This is a genomic window from Nocardioides sp. Leaf307 (assembly GCF_001423135.1).
In the GTDB taxonomy this organism is placed as follows: Bacteria; Actinomycetota; Actinomycetes; order Propionibacteriales; family Nocardioidaceae; genus Nocardioides; species Nocardioides kribbensis.
On record NZ_LMNY01000002.1, the window covers coordinates 187263 to 212280 of the forward strand.

Genomic DNA, 25018 nt, shown 5'->3' on the forward strand with positions numbered 1-25018 from the left:
AGCGGCCACCCGCCCCACCCCGGACGTCATACGGGACGTGGATGCGCATCCACCCTCCGCATGACGTCCCACCCCAACCGCCGGACCAGCCACCCGCCCCACCCCGGACGTCATGCGAGAGGTGGAGGCGCATCCACCCTCCGCATGACGTCCCGGCGCCTACGACGCCCCCGCCGGCCCCGTGGCCCGCCCCGCGGCGGTCCGGGCCGAGCGTCAGCGGCGTACCCAGCGCACGACGTCGAAGCCGTCGTGCGGCTCGCGGGAGGCCTCGTGCCAGAGCGCGGGGTCGATCGCGGGATAGGTGGTGTCGCCCGCGGGCTCGAGGTGCACCTCGCTGATGACCTGCTCGTCGGCCAGGCCCGCGCCATCGGCGCCGACGGCGGCCAGCACGGCGGCGTAGACCGCGGCGCCGCCGGCGACCCTCACCTCCGCGCCCTCGGGCTGGTCGTCGGCGAGGGCGAGCGCGGCGTCGAGGTCGTGGGCGACGAGCACCCCCGGGGCCGACCAGGCGGGGTCGCGGGTGAGCACGACGGTGGTGCGCCCGGGCAGCGGACGACCGATCGAGTCGTAGGTCGCGCGCCCCATGAGCAGCGTGTGGCCGAGGGTGAGCGCCTTGAAGTGCGCGAAGTCGGCGGGCAGGTGCCACGGGATCGCCCCGTCGGCGCCGATGACGCCGTTGCGCGCCACCGCGGCGACGAGCAGCACCCGCCGCCCGCCGGGGGTCATACGGCGATGGGCGCCTTGATGCCCGGGTGGGGGTCGTAGCCCTCGACGGCGACGTGCTCGAGCTCGAAGGAGCCGAGGTCGGTGACGCTGGGGTCGAGCCACAGCGTCGGCAGCGGTCGCGGCTCGCGGGTCAGCTGGAGACGGGCCTGGTCGAGGTGGTTGGAGTAGAGGTGGGCGTCGCCGAGGGTGTGCACGAAGTCGCCGACGGCCAGGCCCGTGACCTGGGCGACCATGTGGGTCAGCAGCGCGTAGGAGGCGATGTTGAAGGGCACGCCGAGGAAGACGTCGGCGGAGCGCTGGTAGAGCTGGCAGGACAGCCGCGCGGGCCCGCCGTCGACCGCGGGGGCGACGTAGAACTGGAAGAGCGCGTGGCAGGGCGCCAGCGCCATCGACGGGATGTCGGCGACGTTCCACGCCGAGACGAGGTGGCGGCGCGAGTCGGGGTCGCGACGGATCTGCTCGACGACCTCGGCGAGCTGGTCGACGTGGCGGCCGTCGGGGGTGGGCCAGGAGCGCCACTGCGCGCCGTAGACCGGCCCGAGGTCGCCGTGCTCGTCGGCCCACTCGTCCCAGATGCTCACCCCGCGCTCCTGGAGCCAGGTGACGTTGGTGTCGCCGCGCAGGAACCAGAGGAGCTCGGCGAAGACCGAGCGGGTGTGGATGCGCTTGGTCGTCACCAGCGGGAAGCCGGCGGAGAGGTCGAAGCGCATCTGGTGGCCGAAGACCGAGCGCGTGCCGGTGCCGGTGCGGTCGCCCTTGGCCACGCCCTCGTCGAGGATCCGCCGGACGAGGTCGAGGTAGGCCTGCACGAGCGCGACCCTACCGGCGCGGCCCGGCCGGCAGCCGAACCTGCCCGGCCACCGTCGTGGCGGTGTCGCCGCCGACCCACACGACGGGCTCGCCGTCGGGGCCGGCCTCGGTGCTGACGTGGACGCGCCCGCGCCGCCCGAGCACCGTGCCCTGCGAGGCGACGTACGCCGAGGGCAGCCGGTCGCCCGCGAGCCACTGGGCCAGGCCGGCGTTGAGGCTGCCGGTGACCGGGTCCTCGCCGACCCCGAGGCTGGGCACGAAGGCCCGCACCTCGACGTCGGCGTCGCTGGTGCCGGCGGGGTGGACGCCGACGACGCCGAGCTTGAGGTCGCCGAAGGCCGCGAGGTCGGGCTCCAGCGACAGGACCGCGGCGGCGTCGGCGAGCAGCACGCCGAGCCAGCCGGGGCCGTTGTCGACCCAGGCCGCGTCGAGCACCTCGACCCCCGAGCCATCTCGGGGCCCGCCTCCGGGCCCGGCGCCGAGCACGCGGCGCACGTGGGCGAGGTCGGCCTCGTCGACCGGGCCGGAGCGCACCAGCGGCGGCGCGGCGAAGGCGAGCCGCTCGCCGCGGCGCAGCCGCACCAGCCCGGCGCCGCACTCCTGCACCACGACCCCGTCGGCGCCCGGCTCGCCACCGGCCTCGAGCCAGGCGTGGGCCGAGCCCAGCGTGGGGTGCCCGGCGAAGGGGAGCTCGCGACCGGGGGTGAAGATCCGCAGGCGGTAGTCGGCGCCCGGTGTCGTCGGCGGCAGCAGGAAGGTCGTCTCCGACAGGTTGGTCCACCGGGCGAAGGCGGCCATGTCGGCCTCGTCGAGACCTTCGGCGTCGTGCACCACCGCCACGGGGTTGCCGCGCAGCGGCTCGGCGCTGAACACGTCGACCTGGCTGAAGCGACGCCCGACCACCGCGCCGGGCACCGGCGCCCCGCTCACGGGTGCAGCGACATCGGGCCGTAGACGCGGCGCTCGCCCTCGAAGAGCACGACGGCGTCGACGCCCTCGGCGGCGAGGTCGCCGAAGCACTCCCCCACCCACGACTCGGCGTCGGCCCGGTTGGCGAAGCGCTCGCCGGAGAGGTCGGCGCCCACGCTCACCTCCTGGCCGGAGGCGTCCTCGAGGCGCCACCACCAGGGCAGCTCGGCGGGGGTGGGCTGGCGGAAGGTCGGGGGCTGGTCGGGCAGGTTCACGCGGATCACGTCCTGACGGAGGGGGCGACGAAGGGCGGGCGGACGACCTGGAAGACCTCGCGCCGCCCGCGCACGTCGACGCCGACCTCGGCGTCGTCGGCCACGAAGCTGGGCAGCAGCGCGAGGCCGATGCCCTTGCGCAGGGTCGGGGAGAAGGTGCCGGAGGTGATCTCCCCCAGCAGCACGTCGGGGGTCAGCGAGACCGTCATGTGGGGGCGCGGTATGCCGCGGCCGGTGGCCACCAGCCCCTGGAGGCGGCGGCGGGGCCCGGCGGCACGCTCGGCGGTGAGCACCTCCTTGCCCCAGAAGGCGTCCTTGCCCCACCCCACGGCCCAGCCGAGCCGGGCCTGGTTGGGGGTGACGTCGAGGGAGATGTCCTGCCCGTGCAGCGGGTAGCCCATCTCGGTGCGCAGGGTGTCGCGCGCGCCCAGGCCGCAGGCGAGCAGGCCCAGCGGCTCCCCCGCGGCGACCAGCGCGTCCCACAGGCCCAGCGCCGCGGCGACGGGGGCGACCAGCTCGTAGCCGCGCTCTCCGGTGTAGCCGGTGCGGCACACGACCACGTCGTGGGTCAGGCCCTGCGCGGCGTACGGCGCGACGGCGAAGCTCATGTAGTCGTGGCCCACCGGCAGTCCGACGGCCGCGAGCAGGTCGTCGCTGCGCGGGCCCTGCACCGCGAGCACGACGTGGTCGCGGTGCTCGTCGGTCACGCTCACGCCCGCCGGCGCGGCCGCGGTGAGCCGGCGCACCACCTCGGCGGTGTTGGCGGCGTTGGGCACGAGCAGCACGTGCTCCTCGTCGTGGAGATAGGCGATGAGGTCGTCGACGATGCCGCCGGTCTCCTCGTCGCAGCACAGCGTGTACTGCGCCTGGCCCGGGCCGATGCGGCGCAGGTCGTTGGAGAGCGTCGCGTCGACGAAGTCGGCCGCGCCGGGACCGGTCACGCTGGCCTTGCCGAGGTGGCTCACGTCGAAGAGGCCCACCGCATCGCGCACGGCCGTGTGCTCCTTGACCACGCCCGAGGGGTACTCCAACGGCATCGACCAGCCGCCGAACTCCGCCAGCTTGGCGCCCAGCGCGACGTGGCGCTCGTGCAGCGGCGAGCGGACCAGCCCCTGCGCGTCGAGCGGCGTCGCGCCACCGGCCGGGTCGCCGACTGGGTCGCGGGCTGGGTCGCGGGAGGGGTCGGGTGCACGGTCCTCGGCCATGGCCTCAACCTAGCGTGAGGCGCCGACGGCTAACCTGCCCCGGTGACGACGTACACCTTGCGCAACGCCAACCCCGCCAAGACCAAGGCCGACGCCGTGGTGGTGGGGGTCGTGGGCAGCGGCGACGGGGTCGTGCTGGCCCCGGGCGCGGAGGCGGTGGTCGAGGCCTACGGCCGCAAGCTGCGCCCGCTGCTGGCGATGCTGGCGCTGACCGGCAAGGTCGGCGAGACCACGCGCGTGCCCACCGGCGGCGTCATCGCCTCCCCCACCCTCGTGCTCGTCGGGCTCGGCGCCGAGGCCACGCCGGAGACCGTGCGCCGCGGCGCCGGCGCCGCGGCCCGCGCCGTCACCAACGCCGCGAGCGTCGCGCTCGCGCTGCCGGCCGACTCCGCCGCGCTGGTCCGCTCGGTCACCGAGGGGTGGGCGCTGGGCGGCTACCGCTTCACCGCCTACCAGCGCGACACCGCGACGGCCACCACGGTCGCCGAGGTCGCCGTGCTGTCGCCGGTCGCGCGCCGCGCCGAGGCCACCACCGCCTTCGAGGAGGCCCAGGTCGTCGCCGCGGCCGTCGCCACCACCCGCGACTGGGTCAACACCCCGCCCGGCGACCTGACCCCGCCGGCCTTCGCCGACGCCGTCGTGGCCGCGGTCAAGGACAACGCCAAGCAGGTCGCGCGCGGCCACAAGGTCACCGCCACCGTGCACGACGAGGCCGCGCTCGCCGACCTGGGCTGCGGCGGCATCCTCGGCGTCGGCGCCGGGTCGAGCGCCCCGCCGCGCCTGGTCGAGCTCACCTACGCCCCCAAGGGCGCCACCCGCCACCTCGCGCTGGTCGGCAAGGGCATCACCTTCGACTCCGGCGGTCTGACCATCAAGCCGGCCGCCTCGATGAGCGAGATGAAGTCCGACATGGCCGGCGCCGCCGCGGTCGTGCAGGCCACGCTGGCGATCGCCCGGCTCGGTCTGCCGGTCAAGGTCAGCACCTTCGTGCCCATGGCCGAGAACATGGTCTCCGGCAGCGCCACCCGCCCCGGCGACGTGCTGCGCATCTACGGCGGCACCACGGTGGAGATCTCCAACACCGACGCCGAGGGCCGCCTCGTGCTGGCCGACGCCCTCGTCCGGGCCACCGAGACCGAGCCCGACGTCGTGCTCGACGTCGCCACGCTGACCGGTCACATGGTCGTCGCCCTCGGCGACAAGGTGGCCGGCGTGATGGGCACCCGCTCGGTCGTCGACGACGTGCTCGCCGCCTCCGAGGTCGCCGGCGAGGCGCACTGGCCGATGCCGATCCCCGAGCAGATGGGCGAGCGGATCCGCTCGAGCAAGGTCGCCGACCTGGCCCAGCACGACTGGGTGCGCTGGGGCGGCGGCCTCTTCGCCGCGGCCTTCCTGCGCGAGTTCACCGCCGGGCTCCCGTGGGCCCACCTCGACATCGCCGGGCCGTCCTTCGGCTCCGGCGCCTCGGGGCACGTGACCGCCGGCGGCACCGGCTTCGCCGTCGCCACGCTCGTCGACTACGCCCGGGCCTTCGCCGTCGCGGAGTAGTCCCGGCGCGACCGTCGGAGGGCGGGCCCGGCGGGGCCCGCCCCGCCGCGGCGGGCTAGAGGCCCTGCTGCTTGCGCTGGGCCTTCATCCGGGAGTTGTAGTCGCGCATGCGCTGCGGCACGCCGACCACGGCCGCGTCGTAGGACGGCACCTGGTGGCGGTTGCAGAACGCGTGCGCCCACTCCACCGACGGCACCCGCCGCCGCGTCCACTCCCCGTCGTGCGCCACGAGCAGCAGGGTGACGTCGGAGACCGCCGTGCGGGGCTCGACGAAGCCCTCCACGCCGTGGCGCTCGCCGACCCAGGACTGCAGGTGCTCCTGGTCGACGGAGTCCGAGGCGCGCACGCGCGTCGAGCCCGTGCGGAAGCCGTCACGGGCCGGCTTGCGCATCTTCGTCGCGCTGCTTCGTCGGAATCGGTCGAGGAACGCCATGCCCCTAGTCTGCCCGCCCCGCCGAAGGCCGGTGTGGACACACCCTGAAGAAGTGCAAAGATGGGTCCGCGCTCACGAGGCGCACCCCTGCTCACGGCGCACGGAAGGACCACGGTGGCCGGCCCCGCTCACGACACCGACTTCGACGTTCTCATCCTCGGTGCGGGCTCGGGGGGCTACGCCTGTGCCCTGCGCGCCGCGCAGCTCGGCCTGCGCGTCGCCCTGGTCGAGAAGGACCGACTGGGCGGCACCTGCCTCCACGTCGGCTGCATCCCCACCAAGGCCCTCCTGCACGCGGCCGAGGTCGCCGACGCCGCCCGTGAGTCGGAGCGCTTCGGCGTGCTCGCCTCCTTCGAGGGCATCGACATGGCCGGCGTCAACTCCTACAAGGACGGCGTCGTCGCGCGGCTCTTCAAGGGGCTCACCGGCCTCGTCGGCTCGCGCGGCGTCACCGTCATCGAGGGCGAGGGCCGCCTCACCGGGCCCCACGAGGTCACGGTCGACGGCACCGCCCACACCGCCCGCCACGTCGTCCTCGCCTCCGGCTCGACCCCGCGCAGCCTGCCCGGGCTCGAGGTCGACGGCGAGCGGGTGCTCACCTCCGAGCACGCCCTGCGCCTCGAGCGCGTGCCCGCCTCCGTGGTGGTGCTCGGCGGCGGCGTGATCGGCTCGGAGTTCGCGTCGGTCTGGCGCAGCTTCGGCGCCGAGGTCACCGTGGTCGAGGCCCTCCCGCGCCTGGTCGCGGCCGAGGACGAGGCCTGCTCCAAGGTGCTCGAGCGCGCCTTCCGCAAGCGCGGCATCACCGTGCGCACCTCCACCCGCTTCGCGTCGGTCTCCCGCACCGAGAAGGGTGTCGCGGTCACCGTCGACACCGCCAAGGGCGAGCAGGAGGTGGTCGAGGCCGAGCTGCTCCTGGTGGCCGTGGGCCGCGGCCCCGTCACCGAGGGCCTGGGCTACGACGAGCAGGGCGTCGCCATGGAGCGCGGCTTCGTCACCACCGACGAGCGCTGCCGCACCTCGGTGCCCGGCGTCTGGGCCGTGGGCGACATCGTGCCCGGCCTCCAGCTGGCCCACCGCGGCTTCGCGCAGGGCATCTTCGTCGCCGAGGAGATCGCCGGGCTCGAGCCCGCCCCGATCGACGAGACGGGCATCCCGCGGGTGACCTACTCCCACCCCGAGGTCGCCTCGGTCGGGCTCGACGAGAAGGCCGCGGTCGCGGCGTACGGCGCCGACGCGGTGCAGAGCCTGACCTACGACCTGGGCGGCAACGGCAAGAGCCAGATCCTGCAGACCCAGGGCTTCGTCAAGCTGGTCCGCCGCGTCGACGGCCCCGTCGTCGGTGTCCACCTGGTGGGCGACCGCGTCGGGGAGCTCATCGGCGAGGCGCAGCTGATCTACAACTGGGAGGGACACGCCGAGGACGTCGCTCCGCTGCTCCACGCCCACCCCACCCAGAACGAGGCCCTCGGCGAGGCCCACATGGCGCTCGCCGGGAAGCCGCTGCACGCGCATTCCTAGGCTGGCCCCGGCGGCCCCGCGCCCGCCGGCGCGCGCCACCCCTGCTCCAGCCCCGCTCCACCCGCCCCACCACAGACGCACAGCCCCACACCACACGAAGAACGCGAGCGAAGGAACTCACATTGGCCACCGAAGTCAACCTCCCCGCCCTGGGTGAGTCCGTCACCGAGGGCACCGTCACCCGCTGGCTGAAGGCCGTGGGCGACACCGTCGCGGTCGACGAGCCGCTGCTGGAGGTCTCCACCGACAAGGTCGACACCGAGATCCCCTCCCCGGTCGCCGGCACCCTCCTCGAGATCAAGGCCGAGGAGGACGACACCGTCGAGGTGGGCGCCGTCCTGGCCCTCATCGGCGACGAGAGCGAGGCCGGCGGTGACGGTGGCGGCGGCGCCAACGCTCCCGAGGCCTCCGAGGCCACCGAGTCCGCGACCCCCGAGGCCCAGCCGGCCGACGAGGGCGAGGCCGAGAAGAAGGCCGAGCAGGAGCAGCAGATCGTCGAGGAGAAGGGCTCGCTGCCCGCCGGCGACGAGACCCCCGAGTCGGAGAAGTCCGGCTCCGCCGGCGGCTCGGGCACCTCGGTGACCCTGCCCGCGCTGGGCGAGTCGGTCACCGAGGGCACCGTGACCCGCTGGCTGAAGTCGGTCGGTGACGAGGTCGCCGTCGACGAGCCTCTCCTCGAGGTCTCCACCGACAAGGTCGACACCGAGATCCCCTCCCCGGTCGCCGGCACGCTGCTGGCGATCAAGGTCGACGAGGACGAGACCGTCGAGGTCGGCGCCGAGCTGGCCGTCATCGGCGACAAGGGCGCCTCGGTCGAGGAGCCCACCGACTCCGCCGCGCCCGAGGCCCAGCCCAAGGACGACGCCGAGGCCGAGAAGAAGGCCGAGCAGGAGGAGCGGATCGTCGAGGAGAAGGGCTCCCTGCCCGCCGGCGACGAGACCCCGGAGAAGGAGAAGTCCGACTCCCCCGCCGCGGCCGCCCCCGCCGCCTCGCCCGAGCCCGCCGAGGCCACCACCCCGGCCGCCGAGAAGGCCCCGGCGCCCAGCGCGCAGTCGCCCTCCACCGGCGAGTCCGGCTCCTCGTCGAGCAACGACGCCGCCGGCTACGTCACCCCGCTGGTGCGCAAGCTGGCCAACCAGCACGACGTCGACCTCTCCACCGTCACCGGCACCGGCGTCGGCGGTCGCATCCGCAAGCAGGACGTGCTCGAGGCCGCCAAGGCCAAGGAGGCCCCGGCCCCGGCCGCCGCTCCTGCGGCCGCCGCCCCGGCCGCGGCGCCCGCCGCGTCGGGTGCCGCGGCGCCCTCGACCACCCCGTCGCCGCTGCGCGGCACCACGGAGAAGGTCAGCCGCCTGCGCAGGATCATCTCCGAGCGCATGGTCGACTCGCTGCACACCGCGGCGCAGCTGACCCAGGTCGTCGAGGTCGACGTCACCAACATCGCGCGGCTGCGCGAGGCGAAGAAGGCCGACTTCCTCTCCCGCGAGGGCGTCAAGCTGTCCTACCTGCCGTTCTTCGCCAAGGCATCGATCGACGCGCTCAAGCAGCACCCCAAGCTCAACGCGACGATCGACATCGACGCCGGCGAGATCACCTACTACGACCGGGAGAACGTCGCCTTCGCCGTCGACACCGACAAGGGCCTGCTGACCCCGGTCGTCAAGGACGCCGGCGACCTGTCGATCGCCGGTCTGGCCAAGAAGATCGCCGACGTCGCGCAGCGCACCCGCACCAACAAGATCGGTCCCGACGAGCTGTCGGGCGGCACCTTCACGATCACCAACCTGGGCAGCGTCGGGGCCCTGTGGGACACCCCGATCATCAACCGCCCCCAGGTCGCCATCCTCGGCCCCGGTGCCGTCGTGAAGCGCCCGGTCGTCATCGACGACGCCAACCTCGGCGAGACCATCGCCGTGCGCCACATGGTCTACCTCGCGCTGACCTACGACCACCGCCTGGTCGACGGCGCCGACGCCGGCCGCTTCCTCCAGGACGTCAAGGCCCGCCTCGAGGCCGGCCAGTTCGAGGTCTGACGCTCCACCGCACCACGGTGGTCGGGCCGGGAGCGCCAGCGACCGTCCCGACACCACCACCGCACCACCCGACGGCGCGAGGTCACCGACCTCGCGCCGTCGGCGCGTCCACGGCCCGCCTGGTCCGGCGGCAACGCCCGACCGGCCGCGCAGGTGCAGGCCCGAAGGGGGAGCCGGGGTTTCCCGGTGGGTGACAGGGTGGGGCCATGTCCCTGAACGTCGTCATCGCCGGCTCGTCCGGTTTCCTCGGCTCCCACCTCGTGGGTGCCCTGCGCGGGCGCGGCCACACCGTCACCGCGCTGACCCGCCGCCCCGCGAAGGGCCCGTCGGAGTCGACGTGGGACCCCTACGCCGGGGCCGTCGACCGCATGCTCGTGCAGTCGGCCGACGTGGTGGTCAACCTGGCCGGCGCCCCGACCGCCGGCAACCCCCACTCCAAGACCTGGGCCCGTGAGCTGCGCGAGAGCCGCGTGAGGACCACCCGGCTGCTGGCGGAGGTGATCGCGGAGGCCGAGCGCCCTCCGGCGTACCTCGCGGGCAACGGGATCTCCTACTACGGCGACCACGGTGACGCCCTGCTCACCGAGTCGGCCGACAGCCGCGGCCACGCGCTGCTCACCGACGTCACCCGGGAGTGGCAGGCAGCGGCCGACGCGGCCGTCGACGCCGGCGCCCGGGTGTGCGTGCTGCGCACCGCGCCGGTGATGGACGCCGCCGCTCCCCCGCTCAAGCAGCTGCGCCTGGTCTTCAAGCTCGGGCTCGGCGCCAAGCTGGGCGACGGCAGCCAGCACATGGCGATGATCTCGCTGCGCGACTGGGTCGACGCCACCGTCCACCTCGCCGAGCACGAGTCGGCCTCGGGTCCCTTCAACCTGTGCTGCGTGACCACGCCGACCAACGCGGAGTTCACGAAGGCCCTCGCCGCCGGGGTCAAGCGGCCCGCGGTCGCCTTCGTGCCCGCCCCGCTGCTGCGCACCGCCGCCGGCGCGATGGGCCCGGAGCTCCTCGGCTCGCTCAACGTCACCCCGAAGGCGCTGCTCGACTCCGGCTACACCTTCCACGACCCCGACGTCGAGGCCGTGGTCCGCAGCGGCCTGAGCTGACCGCTGCCCGCGGCGGCTCGGGCCGGTCGGTGCGGACGGTCGGGCCAGGCGGGCGCCGCTCAGGCAGGCACGACCTCGGCGACGAGCCAGCCACCCCGCTCACGGACCAGGGTGACCTCGCGGGCGGTCGCCCGGTCGCGCGGCAGCCGTACGTCGACCCCGCGCCCCACCGCCCGCGCGCCGACCAGCCGGTCGACCACCCGCAGCCGCAGCCGGGCCGCGGGGCGACCGGCCCCTCGAGCCGCGCCGCCGACGTGGAGCACCTCGACGTCGACCAGCCGCGTGGTCATGCCCCGCACCCGCAGCCCCCGCGCCGTCCAGGCGCGCAGCATCGCGACGTCGTGGCGTGCGGCGACCGACCCGTCGACGTAGAGCGACGCCAGCCGCTCCGGGTCGGCCCGCGACCACGCCGCCGCCCGCTGCCGGTCCCACCGCGCCACCACGCGCGCGGCCCGGCGTTCCTCGGCCGACCACCGCTCGGCGGCCCCCGCTCGCGGGTCGGGGCGCTCGGTCACCGCCCCGGCCCCACCGCTCGGGTGGCCACCACCCGCGGTCACGGGCCCACCGTCGGCGCTCGAGGGGGGCGGGGCGTCGAGCGCCTCGAGGCCTCCGGCCACCGCGGCCGCGGGCCGCAGGTCCGGGCCGGGCCCTCCTCCCCGCAGGACGACGCCGCACAGCACGACGGCGGAGGTGACGACGACGGCGGTCAGCAGCAGGCGCGGCATGGGTCCCCCCTACCCACCTGGCGACCACCGCCCGCCGGCCGTCCACAGGCGGGACCCTCCTGTGCACGGGCCGGGGCCGGGGCGCAGCGCCGCGAGTAGCATCGGAGCCATGGCGAGCAGCGGGAGAGACCTCGACGTACGCACGGTGGGCCTCGGCGCGCAGGCCGTGGACTACCTCGCCGCGTGGGACCTCCAGCGTGAGGTGCACGCCCAGGTCGTGGCGGGCGAGGCGCCCGACACGGTGCTGCTGCTGGAGCACCCCCCGACCTTCACCGCGGGCAAGCGCACCGACCCCCACGAGCGGCCCGCCGACCCGGGTGGCGCGCCCGTGCTCGACGTCGACCGCGGCGGCAAGATCACCTACCACGGGCCGGGCCAGCTGGTGGCGTACCCGATCGTCCGCCTGCCCGACCACGTGCTCGTGGTCGACTTCGTGCGCCGCATGGAGGAGGCGATGATCGCGACCTGCGCGGCCTTCGGGGTCACCACCGCCCGGGTGCCCGGCCGCAGCGGCGTGTGGCTGCGCGCCGACTCCACCGGCTCCGGCACGCGCCCCGAGCGCAAGGTCGGCGCGATCGGCATCCGCGTCAGCCGCGGTGCGACCATGCACGGGATCTCGCTCAACTGCGACGTCGACCTGGGCTGGTACGACCGCTTCGTGCCCTGCGGCATCGCCGACGCCGGCGTCACGTCGCTGAGCCAGGAGGCCGGCCGCGACGTCACCGTCGCGGAGGTCCTGCCGGTGCTCACCGAGCACCTGCGCGCGCTGCTGGCGTGGGCCGACTACACCCCCACCCCCGACTACGAGCCCCGCCCCGAGCCCGGCCGCGCCCCCCGCATCGAGATCCTCGCCCCCGCCTCCTCCCGCTGACCGCGCCTCTCCGGCGCTCCTCGCCGCGGCGGGCCCGGACGTCATACGCACCGTGGATGCGCATCCACCCCTCGCATGACGTCCCACCCCACGCCACCCTCACCCGACCCGACGTCATACGCACCGTGGATGCGCATCCACCCTCCGCATGACGTCCCACCCCACGCCACCCTCACCCGACCCGACGTCATACGCACCGTGGATGCGCATCCACCCCTCGCATGACGTCACACCCCACCCCCACCCCACGCCCGGACGTCATACGCACCGTGGATGCGCATCCACCCTCCGCATGACGTCACACCCCACGCCGAGCACCGGCCGCCGCTCACCCCCCGCGGGTAAAGACCCCGTACGGCGCGCCCCCGCGCACGACCGGCGGGCGGCTGCTTTGATCACCCGACCGGCGCCGTGACGTCGGGAGGATCGAGGACACCGGTGAGCGCGCTCGTGATCGAGACCAGCGGCCTGCGCAAGGAGTACACGTCGCGCCGCGGCGGCAGGCGGGTGGCCGTGCAGGGCCTCGACCTGGCGGTGCCCGCCGGCGGGGTCCACGGCTTCCTGGGCCCCAACGGGTCGGGCAAGACGACGACGATCCGCATGCTGCTGGGGCTCTCACGGGCCACCTCCGGCTCGATGCGCCTCTTCGGCGAGGAGGTACCGCGGCGCCTGCCGAGCGTCATCGGCCGCGTGGGCGCGGTGGTGGAGTCGCCGAAGTTCTCTCCCCACCTCACCGGTCGGCAGAACCTCCTCCTCCTGGCCCGCTCCATCAGCGCCCCCGACGCGCGCGTCGACGCCGCGGTGGAGACCGTCGGGCTGACCGGCCGCGACGCCGACCGCTACCGCTCCTACTCCCTGGGCATGAAGCAGCGCCTGGCCATCGCCGCCACCCTGCTCAAGGACCCCGACCTGCTCATCCTCGACGAGCCCACCAACGGCCTCGACCCGGCCGGCATCCGCGAGGTGCGCGACACCGTCCGCGACCTCGGCGCCGCCGGCGTCACGGTGCTGCTGAGCTCCCACATCCTCGCCGAGGTGCAGCAGGTGTGCACCTCGGCCACCATCATCGGCAACGGCCGGCTGCTGGCCAGCGGCACCGTCGACGACCTCCTCGCCGGCGCCGCCGCCCACCGCGTGGTCACGCCCGACCCCGTCCTCGCCGCCCGCGTGCTGCGCGAGGCCGGCCTGGCCGTCACCGGCCCCGCCGAGGACCCCGCCGACCACCCAGGCGACCACCACGCCGACCACCCCGCCGACCACCGCGCCGACCACCAGGGCTCCGAGCCCGACCACGCCCTCGTCGTCGAGACCGACGACCCCGCCCGCGTCACCCGCGCCCTGGCCGAGGCCGGGGTGTGGCTGAGCGAGCTCACCCCGGTGCGCCAGGACCTGGAGTCCTACTTCCTCGCCCTCACCGCCGACGACACCCTGGGAGGCCGCTGATGGGTGCGCTGCTGAAGGTCGAGCTGACCCGCCTGCGCTGGCGCCGCGCGGTCGTGCTGCTGCTCGCGGCCGCCGTGCTGGTGCCGGCGGTCGTGGTCGGCGCCACCGCCTGGGGCACCCGCCCCCTCTCCGAGGCCGACCTGGCCTCGGCCGAGGCCGACTACGGCGGCCGGTTCCTCCGCCAGGAGGTGCGCTCCTGCGGCCGCACGCCCGAGCTCTACGGCCTTGACGACGTCGCGGCCGCCGAGCTCCCCGAGGCCTGCCGCCTCGAGGTGGTGTCGTCGTACGCCGGGCGCAGCCCGCTCGACCTGTCCGAATCGCTGGAGGGCGGGGCGATGGTCGTCGTCGCCTCGGTGCTGGTGCTGCTGATGGTCATGCTCGGCACGACCTTCGTGGGCCACGACTGGAACACGGGGTCGATGAGCAACCAGCTGCTCTTCGAGGCCCGCCGCGGGCGCGTCTGGGCGGCCAAGGCGCTCGCCGTCGGCGCGGTCGGGCTCCTCGTCGCGCTGCTGGTGAGCCTGGCGTGCTGGCTGGCGCTGATGGCGATCGCCTCCTCCCGCGACCTGAGCACCGGCGACGGCGTGCTGCTCGACGGGCTCGAGCAGTGCCTGCGCACGGGCCTGGTCGCCGCGGGCGCGGCGTTCGGCGGCTACGCGCTGACCATGCTGCTGCGCAGCACGGTGGCCACGCTCGGCGTCGTCTTCGCCCTCACCGTGCTCGGCGGCACCCTCATCGGCGTCCTCGGGGGCCAGGAGACCCAGCGCTGGCAGCCCCAGCTCAACGTGCTGGCCGCGGTCACCAACGAGGTCACCTACTACGACGACTCCGGCCTCGAGCCCGCCTGCCTCACCGGCATGGCCCGACCCCGCCTCGACTGCGACGCCACCCAGCGCATCGGCGCCGTGCAGGGCGGGTCCTACGTCGGCGTCGTGCTGCTCGCGCTGGGCGCGGCCTCCGTGGTGTCGTTCCGCCGCCGCGACGTGCCCTGAGCCCGCCCGCCCCCCGACCCGGGCGGCCGGCGCCCGCCCGGGCACACCCGGTGCCGGCCCGGGCTCGCCGACTCCTCGTGACCTGGCCCACCGGCGTAGAGTCGAGGGGTGACGACTGCTCCTGCTCCTGACGGCCGCAAGCTCCTCCGACTCGAGGTCCGCAACGCCGAGACCCCCATCGAGCGCAAGCCCGAGTGGATCAAGACCCGGGCCAAGATGGGCCCGGAGTACACCGAGCTGATGGGCCTGGTGAAGTCCGAGGGCCTCCACACGGTGTGCCAGGAGGCCGGCTGCCCCAACATCTTCGAGTGCTGGGAGGACCGCGAGGCCACCTTCCTCATCGGCGGCGACCAGTGCACGCGCCGCTGCGACTTCTGCCAGATCGACACCGGCAAGCCCGAGGCCCTCGACCGCGACGAGCCCCGCCGCGTGGCGGAGTCGGTGCAGAAGATGCAGCTGAAGTACGCCACCATCACCGGCGTCGCGCGCGACGACCTGCCCGACGGCGGCGCCTGGCTCTACGCCGAGACCGTGCGCGCCATCCACGACATGAACCCCGGCACCGGCGTCGAGAACCTCATCCCCGACTTCAACGGCAAGCCCGACCTGCTGGCCGAGGTCTTCGAGTCGCGCCCCGAGGTGCTGGCCCACAACGTCGAGACCGTGCCGCGCATCTTCAAGCGGATCCGCCCGGCCTTCCGCTACGAGCGCTCCCTCGACGTCATCACCCAGGCCCGCGCCTTCGGCCTGGTCACCAAGTCCAACCTCATCCTGGGCATGGGCGAGACCCGCGAGGAGGTCTCGCAGGCGCTGCGCGACCTGCACGAGGCGGGCTGCGACCTCATCACGATCACGCAGTACCTGCGCCCCTCGGTGCGCCACCACCCCGTGGAGCGCTGGGTCAAGCCGCAGGAGTTCGTCGAGCTCCAGGCCGAGGCCGAGGAGATCGGCTTCGCCGGCGCGCTCTCGGGCCCGCTGGTGCGTTCGTCCTACCGCGCCGGGCGCCTGTACCGTCAGGCCATCGAGGCCCGCTCCGGCGCCTCGGCCTGAGCACGACCGACACGACTGGGAGCAGCACGCCCGCATGGCCAAGAAGAAGGACGCCGCCGCGAAGTCCGGCGCACCCGCAGCGCCGGAGGCGATGAGCCGGCGCAAGCAGTTCGCCGAGACCTACAAGATCACCAAGCGCACCGACCCCAAGATCGGGCTGTGGCTGCTGCTGGCCTTCGTGGTCGCCGCCACCGTCGGCTTCGCGATCTTCTGGATCCTGCCCGGCTCCGGCGCCCTCGCCTGGGTGCTCTCCACCATCGGTGCGCTGCTCTTCGGCTCGCTGGCCGCGCTGATCGTCTTCGGCCGCCGCGCCCAGAGCTCGGCCTACGGGCAGATGGAGGGTCAGCCCGGCGCCGCCGCGGCCGCCCTGCGCATGCTGCGCCGCGGCTGGACGACCACCCCGGCGGTCGCGTTCACCCGCCAGCAGGACGTCGTGCACCGCGTCGTGGGCCCTCCCGGCATCGTGCTCATCGGTGAGGGCAACGCCCACCGCACCCGCCAGCTGCTCACCGCCGAGCGCCGCAAGCACGAGCGCGTCGCCGGCGGCGCCCCGATCCACGAGGTCGTCTGCGGCCGCGAGGAGGGCCAGGTGCCGCTGCCGAAGCTGGTCAAGCACGTCCAGAAGCTGGGCCGCCAGGTGAAGCCGGCCGAGATCACCGACATCCTCAACCGGCTCAAGGCGCTCGACGCCAACCGCTCCGCCGTACCGCTGCCCAAGGGGCCGGTGCCGACCAACATGAAGGGCATGCGGCAGAACATGCGCGGCCGCTGACCCACCGCACCAGGTACGACGAAGGGCGCCTCCCCGGCCGGGGAGGCGCCCTTCGTCGTCGTGCTGGGTGGTGGGGCTCAGCTCATGCCGCCCATGGAGCCCATCAGGTCCTCCATGGTCTGCACCTCGCTGGCCGGCGGGGCCTCGATGTCGACCGGGTCGCCCCAGTTGTCGTAGGTCATCGTCATGGGGCCGGTGGCGCCCATGTCGACCTCGGCGCGACGGAAGAGGCCCTCGTCGTCGAGGAAGATCTCGTAGGCGATCGTGTCGGGCATCTGCGACTCGGCGAGCCCGGCCATCTCGGGGTCGAGGTTCTCCAGCAGCGCCTTGCCGTCGAGCACGATGGAGTAGTGGTCGAGGCTCTCGCCCTCGACGTCCTCGGTGCCGACGAAGGTGGCGGACTGGATGCCCTTCTCCATCGAGTCGAACATCGTGCGCGGGTCCATCTGCTCGGTCATCAGCGAGCCGAAGGGGTTGTTGGGGTCGCTGAGGTCCATCTTGACCCAGCCGTCGCCGGCGATGCCCTGCATGTAGATGACGTTGTCCTCCAGGACCATCGTGAGGTCCTGGCCGCCGGCCTTCATCTGCATCTCCATGGAGTACGGGTTCTCGGAGAAGTCGGCCTCGCCCTCGGCCTGCATGGCCGTGGAGCCGCCGGTCTCCATGGTGAAGGTGGCGGTCGTGGCGTCCTCGAAGGAGGCGGAGAGGATGTCGGCCATCTCGTCGGCAGGCACCTCGTCGCCCTCGGCGAGGGTCTCCTCGGTCGAGCCCTCCGAGCCCGAGTCGCCCTCGGAGCCGGAGTCGCTGCCGGTGTCGCTGCCGGAGTCGGCGCTGCTGGAGCTGGTGTCGTCGGCGGACTCGTCGCTGCCGCAGGCGCTCAGCGAGACGAGGGCCAGCGGGACGACCGCGGCGGCGGCGGAGCGGCGCAGGGTGCGGCTCCAGGTGGTGGTGCGTGACATGGGGTGCCCTTCGTGTCGTCGTGGGGGTCTGTCTCGAGAGTCCCAACGACCGGCGTCCGGCAAACCTCCCCGGAGGTCACGATCCGGGCTCAGCGCGCGAGCATCCCGCGGTAGGTCTGCAGGGTGATGGTGGCCGAGCCCGCGACGACGTCGTGCAGGCCGCGCCCGTCGGGGCGGAAGACCAGCGGCGGGATGACGAGGATGACCATCACGTGGCGCACCAGGCTGCGCAGCAGGGGCACGGGTGCGCCGTACGGCAGGGAGACCACGCGCAGCCGGGTGGCGACCTGGCCGAAGGAGCCGCCGACGGTGGAGGTCAGCACGGTGGCCTCGACCACGTAGACCAGCAGGGTCCACGACTGCAGGTTGCTGCCGACCTCGAAGTAGTCCTCGAAGCCGACGAAGAGGACCACGACCAGGGTGGAGGCGGCCCAGTCGACCAGCAGCGCGAGCATCCGCCGCGGCCAGGTCGCGGTGTCGACGGCGGGGGCGGGTCCGGTGGCGGCGCTGGTCACTCCCCCAGGCTAGCCAGCGGCTCCTGCGCCGCCGCCGGAGCCTGACCACTCCGCGTGCCTGCTGTTACATGCACGACACACAACCGATACGGTCAGGAAACGCCTATCTCCCTAGGGTGGGCCGCATCCGTCCGGCGCAACGTCGCACCGGGCTGTCCACTCCCAGACCGCCGGCTGCCCCACGAGATGGACAGCCAAGGAGGACGAATGTTCCAGAACAGCGACGAGCTGCTCGCCTATATCAAGGACGAGCGCGTCGAGATGGTCGACGTGCGCTTCTGCGACCTGCCCGGTGTCATGCAGCACTTCACCGTGCCGGTGTCGTCGTTCGACCAGTCCGTCTTCGAGGACGGCCTGTCCTTCGACGGCTCCTCGATCCGCGGCTTCCAGGCCATCCACGAGTCCGACATGTCGCTGTTCCCGGACCCGACCACGGCCTACATCGACCCCTTCCGGTCCTCCAAGACCCTGGTCGTGAACTTCTTCATCCACGACCCGCTCACCGGCGAGGCCTACTCCCGCGACCCGCGCAACATCGCGCGCAAGGCGATGGCCTACCTGCAGACCACCGGCATCGGCGACACGGCGTTCTTCGCCCCCGAGGCGGAGTTCTACGTCTTCGACAACGTGCGCTTCGAGACCAAGCAGAACGCCGGCTACTACGAGATCAACTCCTCGGCCGGCGCCTGGAACACCGGTGACTCGTTCGAGAACGACAACCGCGGCTACAAGGTGAAGTACAAGGGCGGCTACTTCCCCGTGGCCCCCACCGACCACTTCGGCGAGCTGCGCGACGAGATGGTCATCGAGCTGGAGAAGTCGGGCCTGCAGGTCGAGCGCGCCCACCACGAGGTCGGCACCGCCGGTCAGGCCGAGATCAACTACAAGTTCGACGAGCTGCTCAAGGCCGCCGACGACGTGATGAAGTTCAAGTACATCATCAAGAACACCGCCTGGCGCAACGGCAAGACCGCGACCTTCATGCCCAAGCCGATCTTCGGCGACAACGGCTCGGGCATGCACGTGCACCAGTCGATCTGGAACGAGGGCTCGCCCCTGTTCTACGACGAGACCGGTTACGGCGGCCTCTCCGACATGGCCCGCCACTACATCGGCGGCATCCTCAAGCACGCGCCCTCGCTGCTGGCCTTCACCAACCCCACGGTGAACTCCTACCACCGCCTGGTGCCCGGCTTCGAGGCCCCGATCTCGCTGGTCTACTCCCAGCGCAACCGCTCGGCCTGCGTGCGCATCCCGATCACAGGGTCCAACCCCAAGGCCAAGCGCATCGAGTTCCGCTGCCCCGACCCGTCGGCCAACCCCTACCTCGCCTTCTCGGCGCTGCTGCTGGCCGGCCTCGACGGCATCAAGAACAAGATGGAGCCGCCGTCGCCCATCGACAAGGACATCTACGAGCTGCCGCCGGACGAGATGGCCGACATCGACCAGGTCCCGACCTCGCTCAACGCCGTCCTCGACTCCCTCGAGGCCGACCACGAGTTCCTGACGGCCGGCAACGTGTTCACGCCCGACCTGATCGAGACCTGGATCGACTACAAGCGCCAGAACGAGATCATGCCCGTGCAGATGCGCCCGCACCCGCACGAGTTCGAGCTCTACTACGACATCTGAGTCGCGTTTTAACCCGGAAACGGCCCCTGACCTGCGGAAACGCGGGATCAGGGGCCGTTCTCGTTAGCTCGGAGTGGGCCCGATTCTGCGGGGATTCCGCAGGAGACTGAGCAGCGAAGCGCGAGACGGCGCATCGTGGGCCTCCAAGGGTTTAAAACGTCCGCGTCTGGGGCTTCTGGCACGATCCGCGCGGCACAGGTTAGCTACTCGAAGCCGTCCCCACAGAAGTCAACCGGTGGGACACTACCGAGTCGCCTTCTTGTCGGCTCTGAACCCAACCTCGGTAATGGAGCCATAGAAAAGATCCTCGTTGAGGAAGTAGAGGACAGATTGGATGTCTCCAGCTTCGAGGACGAGCTCGCCCTCGGCGGTTAGGAGCTTGTCCGGGTCGAGATCGTTCGCCTTCATCGCCTTCCGCAAGTCTTCTTGCGGAACGTCCTTGAGATGGCCTCGCGTGACGATCGCCTCGAGCCGTGTCCGCAGATGGGTGACAGCCAAGGCACGCTCAGCGAGGCGTGAGCGACCGGACTCCGCGATTGGAACATGCGTGTTCAGCTCATCGATCCATTTGGGCACCTGGGCGGTAAGTGTCTCTTGATCGCGGAATAGCGCAGCAAACGCGGTACTGCTCAGGATCGCGACCTGATCATCGACGAAGATGAGGTCGATTAGGCCATCAAAGGCGAAAATCGGCTCATCGATGCGGCTCAGGGAATCGCCGAGACCAGCGAAAAAGTTCGCCTTCTTTAGGCCGCGGCGCGGGTTGCTGCGACGCAGGAATGTAACGCGGCTGCCCTCGGCTCGGTCGATGGTCAGGGCGTAGAAGGCTAGGTCCGCGGCCGGGAGGTTGCGAGCGTCCAGCGTCGGGACGGTCTGAGGCTGCTTTAGTACTTCAGAAAGCAGGCCGCCCTTGAACTCGCTTGTAAGGATGGGGGCGTCCCCCAGCCGGTCCGTGGCAATGACGAGGTACGTCTCAGCGGTGAGGTCGGCGTCCGGCGCCCAGTCCTGGGCAGCGCGTGTGTCCAGATTCGTGATCGTCGCGTCAATTACCTCTCGAAAGGCGATGTCAACGTCTGGCCCTGTTTCGACGCGCCCGAGTTTGATCTTCCTCCCCGAGCGCCACGCAACGGTGAGTGTCAGCATGCCTTCGATGTCGACATTGCTGATGTTAATAGCCTCTGCCATGCCTGTTCCTAATCTTCGATACTGACGACGCGCGAAACGGGACCGCCTACCCCCACTGCAACAACTCGATGTCCGACCCGGAGATCGCGGTTGCTGATGAATACCATTTCGCTGAATCCGTTCTCAACCTCGGCGCGATACAGGTGCCAGCCGATGGTAAGCAGGACCGGCTGTACGTAGACCAGGTTTGTTCGGACGACCAAGATGATAAGGACGGCAGCGAGCAGTAGGTAGCCAAGGAGATCGTCCCGACCTGCAATGTTCAATGTTACGAAAGGGAGCAGGTAAGTCACGAGATATGCAGGGACCTGACCGCTTTCGTCGTGAACGGTGGTGAGGGTGAACCGCTGCGCGCTGAGACGCTCACGCGCTTGCATAAGGAGCAACAAGCTCCCCACGGATGCAACTGCGGCCAGAAGCAGGGTGGCCGCGACGACGGTGTGTGCTGACCACAGGCGCACGCCGAGGATTACCAGTAGCGGCGAAAGCGAGGAGCAAAGAAGTCGGAATCGAATCACGTGTGCGCACCTCCTTGTCGCTGAGCTCTGTGATTGGAGTGTGCCAGTTACCGCCGACAGTCACGCATCGCAACTGCTATAAGACGCGGACCTCGCCCGGCGAAAGGGTCCACCGGACCTTCCGGTGTCGGCGCTGACCTAGCCCATTCCGCCGCTAGGCGGGTCGCTCCGCGCGCCGACCCGTCTCCTCCAGCCATCTGTCGAAGTCTCGGAGCGCTCGGGCTTCACGGTCGCTATCGCCCCAACGCACAAGCGCGTCGAGCACGTGGGTGATGTAGTCGTCCGCGAAGTCCTGCCACTTGAAGTCTGGTTCTGCCAATGGATAGGCGGCCATCTCAGGTCGTAAGTGCGCAATGGCGACGCCGCCGAACACCTCGCCGACCGCGGCTCGGACGCTCCGACTCACGTGTCGCCAGTCAGCTGGCAGTCGATGGCCCTGCCGATCGAATGCCTCGGCCCATGCAACCACGGCAGAGCCGACCTCGACCTGTGCCAACTCGACTCGCCCCCAGCGGCGAGACATGCTTCGTAGGTCTCGAAGCGGCGCGCTCAGGTCAGCAGCCGCTTCGCGGCGGATGGCGCGCGTCTCTGTCGCGCGCGTGGCGCGACTCGAGAGCCGGTATCCCGCGTAACTGCCTAGCAGCCCGGAGGCCACGCCGGGGACCACTGCAATGAAGAGTTCCATGGGCGCAGCATGTACGGGCCCACCGACAACGATGGTGCGTTCGCGGCAGCGCCAGGCATGGTGCGACATTCTGCCGCGATCAGGCGACGGTGATGACGGAGCGGGAGGCCCCCGTTCCCGGACTAGGCTGAGCCCCATGGCGGCCGGCGCGACGATGCACACGTTCGAGGTCGAGTTGGCCGACACGGATCGCGGCGTCTATGAGCAGTTCACGCTGCGCGCGGCGCGGCATCCGTCAGAGACCGAGGCGTACCTCGTGACGCGCGTGCTCGCATACTGTCTCGAGCACGAAGAGGGCATCGCATTCAGCGAGGGCATCTCGTCGGCCGACGCGCCGGCGGTGCTGGTGCGGGACCTGAGCGGGAAGCTGCTTGCCTGGATCGAGGTCGGCGCACCGGATGCCGCGCGGCTTCACACGGGCAGCAAGGCTGCCGAGCGCACAACGATCTACACGCACCGCGACCCGGCCAAGGTGCTCGCGCAGTGGGCCGGGGCGAGGATCCACCGCGCCGCCGAGATCGTGCTGCACAACTTCGATCCCGGGTTCATCGATGCAGCGGTGGACACGATGGAGCGCCGCAACACGATGACGCTCACCGTCACGGAGCGGCAGCTCTATCTTGAGCTGAACGGCGTGCACCTCTCCTCGGCGGTGCACGACCACCCGATCAGCTAGCCGGAGCGACGTCCCGTCCCCGGTCCTGAGCGCGCGACCACGTGCGTCAACGCGCCGCATGCGACCCAGACGGAGCTACGAAGGGCCAAGCGGCAGCGGCGCCGCCGTGGCCTGCAGCTCACGGAAGAGCCGGCCCATGGCGGAGGCGATCCGCTCCACAGCACCCGGGTGCGTGAAGAGAGGGGCCGCGGCGATCGTCGGCCGCCGCCTCCAGCCGACCGACCGCCCGGACTCAAACGCCGCAGCCAAGCCCGGCAGGTCACCGAGCTCGGCGGCGAGTGACTCCATGAAGTCCGCGGACAGCACTCGCCCCTGCTTGTGGATCCAGTCGAGGTTGAGCGTCCAGACGACCCCGCGGTGCGTGAAGATGCTCCACGGCTGGGTGCGCAAGGAGCCAGCGACCATCGTGGCCGTCACCGACGGTGCCTGCGCAGCGCCGTAGTACAGGCCGGCATCAGGACCCAAGCGGTTGTGAGCCTCGATCAACGCACCGATGGCGCCCGCCACCGCAGGCGTCGCCTCCGCCCGCACAGCGGGCATCAGGTCCTCTGGTGACCACGTGGTCCCCGATCGCTGCACAGCCCTGGTGCGGACCTGCTTGCCCCAGTCGTTGGGCTGGACGGCCAGCGAGAGCAGCGGGGCGTAGGGAGAGTCCCCGATCCGCACGACCTTCACCTCGACCGCGAAGAACCTCGTCGCCTCGTCCGTGCGCTCGTTCAGCCACTCGAGGGCACGTCGGTGCTCCGGTCGGAACGACGGCGCCACCCAGACGACGTGCGCGGCGTCGGTGCCGCCCGCGTAGGTCATGATCTGGCCCAGGTGCGTGTGGTCGCTGGGCTCGAGCTGGTTCTCGACGATGACCAGGTCGCCCGACAGCCGGTCGCGGCCGATCAGGTCGAGGCTGAAGTCGCCGACGGCATGCTCGGCCGCGTCGAGCTCGAGGTCGAGACCGAGCACCTCGGACAGGACGTCGGCGTTGTCGAGCAGCCACGGCGTGAAGTCGAGCGCCTCGTGACGCCACACCTCGCGCGCCGGCACCGCGTTGAGCCGCCCGATCAGCCTCTGGTCATCCATGCGCGAAGGCTAGCCCCGCGGCCTCCGCGACACCGCCGTACGACGGTTCCCCGCAGCAGTGGCATTCGACTCTCCCAGGTCGACGGCCCCCGCCCGGCCTCACTCCCCCTCCGTGGCACCGCGCATCGAGCCGCCCTTGAAGCGGCGTACCTCCTGGGGCCAGCCGCAGCCCTCGGCGACCCTGGCGGCCCACCGGCGGGCGGTCTCGTCGTCGGGGACGTCGATGATGGTCATGCCGCCCAGCCACTCCTCGGTGGTGGTGAACGGTCCGTCGGTGACGACCGGGGTGCCACTGGTGGCGTCGGCGCTCGCGGCCTCCGCGAGCTCCTCCTCGAGGCCACCGGCGAAGACGAGGACGCCCTGCTCCCTCATGTCGCGGACGACGGCGGTCGAGGGCTCGACGCGGGTCTGGTACCACGCCTCGTCGTGGTCGCCGACCCACTGCTGGTTGAAGAAGATGAGGTAGTGCGGCATCTGTCGTTCCTCTCTGGCGGGGCCGGGCGCGGCCGGGGCGGGAGCGGCCTGGGTCCTGCGAGCCTCACACCTGCGCGGCGCCGGCGCCACGTCCCTGTGCCACGTCTTGGCACCTCTTCGCAGCGATCCGTCCTGAGTCGCCCCGCCCCGCGCCGGCGGCCCGTAGCCTGCGAGCGACACCCCACGACACGAAGGAGAACCCATGCGCAGCAACCTGTTCGGCACCAACCTCGAGTCCGAGAGCGCGGAGCGCTTCACGCTGCAGAACCCCCGGATGCTCAAGGTGGCCCTCGACGGCGAGGTGATGGCGCGACAGGGCGCGATGGTGGCCTACCAGGGGCAGGTCGACTTCGCCTACCAGGGCGCGGGCGGCATGGGGAAGTTCCTCAAGAAGGCCATCACCGGTGAGGGCATGCCGCTGATGAAGGTCACCGGCCGCGGCGACGTCTTCTTCGCCGACGACGCCTCCGAGATCCACCTGGTCACCCTCGACAACGACTCGCTCACCGTCAACGGCAGCAACGTGCTGGCCTTCGACAGCTCGCTGACCTGGGACATCAAGCGTGTCGAGGGCGCCTCGATGATGGCCGGCGGCGTCTTCAACACCACCTTCACCGGCACCGGCACGGTCGCCATCAGCACCCACGGCGAGCCCGTCGTGCTCAACGTCGACGCCCCGACCTTCGCCGACATCCAGTCGGCCGTGGCGTGGTCGTCCTCGCTCAGCACGTCCGTACGCCGCACCGCGGGCGCCGGCGCCCTCATCGGCCGCGGCTCCGGGGAGGCCTTCCAGCTGGCCTTCAGCGGTCAGGGCTTCGTCGTCGTGCAGGCCAGCGAGGGCCGCACGGTCGCGCCGCACACCCACTGAGACAGGGCCATGACAGCGG

General features: G+C 72.0%; 26 protein-coding genes. 12 read left to right on the forward strand and 14 right to left on the reverse strand.

The genetic code is table 11. From position 1 onward, the window contains the following. Nucleotides 1-213: 213 nt before the first annotated feature. The 5 genes from ASF50_RS10175 to gcvT are packed head-to-tail and all read right to left on the reverse strand — an operon-like array spanning nucleotide 214 to nucleotide 3925. Nucleotides 214-726 (reverse strand): dihydrofolate reductase, encoded by a 513-nt coding sequence (locus tag ASF50_RS10175; RefSeq protein WP_056904414.1) that lies wholly within the window; start codon nucleotides 724-726, stop codon nucleotides 214-216. Then, nucleotides 723-1535 carry a thymidylate synthase gene (locus ASF50_RS10180; RefSeq protein ID WP_056862697.1) on the reverse strand — a complete coding sequence of 271 codons (813 nt, stop codon included), beginning with the start codon at nucleotides 1533-1535 and terminating at the stop codon, nucleotides 723-725. Before ASF50_RS10180 ends, ASF50_RS10175 begins: the two co-directional genes overlap by 4 nt. A gap of 10 nt (nucleotides 1536-1545) precedes the next feature. Continuing rightward, nucleotides 1546-2466: a PhzF family phenazine biosynthesis protein gene (locus tag ASF50_RS10185; protein WP_235557634.1), complete on the reverse strand. Its 921-nt coding sequence runs from the start codon at nucleotides 2464-2466 to the stop codon at nucleotides 1546-1548. Further along, complete coding sequence (locus ASF50_RS10190) at nucleotides 2463-2720, reverse strand: hypothetical protein (protein ID WP_156718238.1); 258 nt, start codon at nucleotides 2718-2720, stop codon at nucleotides 2463-2465. Before ASF50_RS10190 ends, ASF50_RS10185 begins: the two co-directional genes overlap by 4 nt. A 5-nt stretch (nucleotides 2721-2725) precedes the next feature. Beyond that, nucleotides 2726-3925 carry a glycine cleavage system aminomethyltransferase GcvT gene (gene gcvT, locus ASF50_RS10195; RefSeq protein WP_082503096.1) on the reverse strand — a complete coding sequence of 400 codons (1200 nt, stop codon included), beginning with the start codon at nucleotides 3923-3925 and terminating at the stop codon, nucleotides 2726-2728. A 42-nt stretch (nucleotides 3926-3967) separates the two neighbouring features. Here gcvT and ASF50_RS10200 point away from each other — a divergent pair, with 42 nt between their 5' ends. Next, nucleotides 3968-5473: a leucyl aminopeptidase gene (locus ASF50_RS10200; protein ID WP_056904415.1), complete on the forward strand. Its 1506-nt coding sequence runs from the start codon at nucleotides 3968-3970 to the stop codon at nucleotides 5471-5473. A 55-nt stretch (nucleotides 5474-5528) separates the two neighbouring features. Here the strand turns inward: ASF50_RS10200 and ASF50_RS10205 are convergent, their stop codons facing one another. Beyond that, nucleotides 5529-5906, reverse strand: coding sequence for a hypothetical protein (locus ASF50_RS10205; RefSeq protein ID WP_227489137.1), 378 nt, complete (start codon nucleotides 5904-5906; stop codon nucleotides 5529-5531). Nucleotides 5907-6020: 114 nt separating this feature from the next. On the opposite strand from ASF50_RS10205, the gene lpdA reads away from it, so the two are divergent. The 3 genes from lpdA to ASF50_RS10220 all read left to right on the forward strand — a co-directional run bounded on the left by lpdA (nucleotide 6021) and on the right by ASF50_RS10220 (nucleotide 10560). After that, nucleotides 6021-7424, forward strand: coding sequence for a dihydrolipoyl dehydrogenase (gene lpdA / locus ASF50_RS10210; RefSeq protein WP_235557635.1), 1404 nt, complete (start codon nucleotides 6021-6023; stop codon nucleotides 7422-7424). Nucleotides 7425-7546: 122 nt separating this feature from the next. Continuing rightward, on the forward strand, nucleotides 7547-9457 hold the full coding sequence (gene sucB / locus ASF50_RS10215) for a 2-oxoglutarate dehydrogenase, E2 component, dihydrolipoamide succinyltransferase (RefSeq protein WP_056904417.1): 1911 nt from the start codon (nucleotides 7547-7549) through the stop codon (nucleotides 9455-9457). A 206-nt stretch (nucleotides 9458-9663) separates the two neighbouring features. Continuing rightward, a complete protein-coding gene (locus tag ASF50_RS10220; protein ID WP_082503097.1) occupies nucleotides 9664-10560 on the forward strand; it encodes a TIGR01777 family oxidoreductase in 897 nt (298 codons plus the stop codon). A 59-nt stretch (nucleotides 10561-10619) separates the two neighbouring features. Here the strand turns inward: ASF50_RS10220 and ASF50_RS10225 are convergent, their stop codons facing one another. Next, complete coding sequence (locus ASF50_RS10225) at nucleotides 10620-11285, reverse strand: hypothetical protein (RefSeq protein WP_056904418.1); 666 nt, start codon at nucleotides 11283-11285, stop codon at nucleotides 10620-10622. A 109-nt stretch (nucleotides 11286-11394) separates the two neighbouring features. On the opposite strand from ASF50_RS10225, the gene lipB reads away from it, so the two are divergent. The 5 genes from lipB (at nucleotide 11395) to ASF50_RS10250 (ending at nucleotide 16413) form a co-directional block, all read left to right on the forward strand. Next, nucleotides 11395-12156, forward strand: a complete 762-nt coding sequence (gene lipB, locus ASF50_RS10230; RefSeq protein WP_056904419.1) for a lipoyl(octanoyl) transferase LipB — start codon at nucleotides 11395-11397, stop codon at nucleotides 12154-12156. Between the two features lie 438 nt (nucleotides 12157-12594). Then, entirely contained in the window at nucleotides 12595-13599 is a 1005-nt protein-coding gene (locus ASF50_RS10235; RefSeq protein WP_056904420.1) for an ATP-binding cassette domain-containing protein, read from the forward strand. After that, entirely contained in the window at nucleotides 13599-14591 is a 993-nt protein-coding gene (locus tag ASF50_RS10240; protein ID WP_056904421.1) for a hypothetical protein, read from the forward strand. The genes ASF50_RS10235 and ASF50_RS10240 overlap by 1 nt, the downstream gene beginning before the upstream one ends. 108 nt (nucleotides 14592-14699) lie before the next feature. Next, the gene (lipA, locus tag ASF50_RS10245; protein ID WP_056862687.1) at nucleotides 14700-15641 is read left to right on the forward strand and encodes a lipoyl synthase; all 942 of its coding nucleotides are present in this window, start codon (nucleotides 14700-14702) and stop codon (nucleotides 15639-15641) included. 34 nt (nucleotides 15642-15675) lie between these two features. Next, nucleotides 15676-16413 (forward strand): DUF4191 domain-containing protein, encoded by a 738-nt coding sequence (locus tag ASF50_RS10250; RefSeq protein ID WP_056904422.1) that lies wholly within the window; start codon nucleotides 15676-15678, stop codon nucleotides 16411-16413. 77 nt (nucleotides 16414-16490) lie between these two features. Here ASF50_RS10250 and ASF50_RS10255 read toward each other — a convergent pair whose 3' ends face one another. After that, on the reverse strand, nucleotides 16491-17372 hold the full coding sequence (locus ASF50_RS10255; RefSeq protein ID WP_056904423.1) for a DUF6612 family protein: 882 nt from the start codon (nucleotides 17370-17372) through the stop codon (nucleotides 16491-16493). Between the two features lie 89 nt (nucleotides 17373-17461). Then, nucleotides 17462-17887 carry an RDD family protein gene (locus ASF50_RS10260; RefSeq protein WP_056904424.1) on the reverse strand — a complete coding sequence of 142 codons (426 nt, stop codon included), beginning with the start codon at nucleotides 17885-17887 and terminating at the stop codon, nucleotides 17462-17464. 207 nt (nucleotides 17888-18094) lie between these two features. On the opposite strand from ASF50_RS10260, the gene glnA reads away from it, so the two are divergent. After that, nucleotides 18095-19519: a type I glutamate--ammonia ligase gene (gene glnA / locus ASF50_RS10265; RefSeq protein WP_056904425.1), complete on the forward strand. Its 1425-nt coding sequence runs from the start codon at nucleotides 18095-18097 to the stop codon at nucleotides 19517-19519. 243 nt (nucleotides 19520-19762) lie between these two features. Here the strand turns inward: glnA and ASF50_RS10270 are convergent, their stop codons facing one another. The 3 genes from ASF50_RS10270 to ASF50_RS19010 all read right to left on the reverse strand — a co-directional run bounded on the left by ASF50_RS10270 (nucleotide 19763) and on the right by ASF50_RS19010 (nucleotide 21907). Then, entirely contained in the window at nucleotides 19763-20704 is a 942-nt protein-coding gene (locus tag ASF50_RS10270; protein ID WP_056904426.1) for a hypothetical protein, read from the reverse strand. An 8-nt stretch (nucleotides 20705-20712) separates the two neighbouring features. Next, a complete protein-coding gene (locus tag ASF50_RS10275) occupies nucleotides 20713-21222 on the reverse strand; it encodes a hypothetical protein (protein ID WP_056904427.1) in 510 nt (169 codons plus the stop codon). Nucleotides 21223-21376: 154 nt separating this feature from the next. Further along, a complete protein-coding gene (locus ASF50_RS19010; protein WP_156718239.1) occupies nucleotides 21377-21907 on the reverse strand; it encodes a hypothetical protein in 531 nt (176 codons plus the stop codon). A 136-nt stretch (nucleotides 21908-22043) separates the two neighbouring features. On the opposite strand from ASF50_RS19010, the gene ASF50_RS10285 reads away from it, so the two are divergent. Beyond that, nucleotides 22044-22583: a YaeQ family protein gene (locus ASF50_RS10285; protein ID WP_056904429.1), complete on the forward strand. Its 540-nt coding sequence runs from the start codon at nucleotides 22044-22046 to the stop codon at nucleotides 22581-22583. A 75-nt stretch (nucleotides 22584-22658) separates the two neighbouring features. On the opposite strand, the gene ASF50_RS10290 is transcribed toward ASF50_RS10285, so the two are convergent. Then, on the reverse strand, nucleotides 22659-23657 hold the full coding sequence (locus tag ASF50_RS10290) for a hypothetical protein (protein WP_056904430.1): 999 nt from the start codon (nucleotides 23655-23657) through the stop codon (nucleotides 22659-22661). Nucleotides 23658-23756: 99 nt separating this feature from the next. Continuing rightward, the gene (locus ASF50_RS10295) at nucleotides 23757-24131 is read right to left on the reverse strand and encodes a YciI family protein (protein ID WP_056904431.1); all 375 of its coding nucleotides are present in this window, start codon (nucleotides 24129-24131) and stop codon (nucleotides 23757-23759) included. A 202-nt stretch (nucleotides 24132-24333) separates the two neighbouring features. Here ASF50_RS10295 and ASF50_RS10300 point away from each other — a divergent pair, with 202 nt between their 5' ends. Then, entirely contained in the window at nucleotides 24334-24999 is a 666-nt protein-coding gene (locus ASF50_RS10300) for an AIM24 family protein (RefSeq protein WP_056862646.1), read from the forward strand. The last annotated feature ends 19 nt before the right edge of the window (nucleotides 25000-25018 follow it).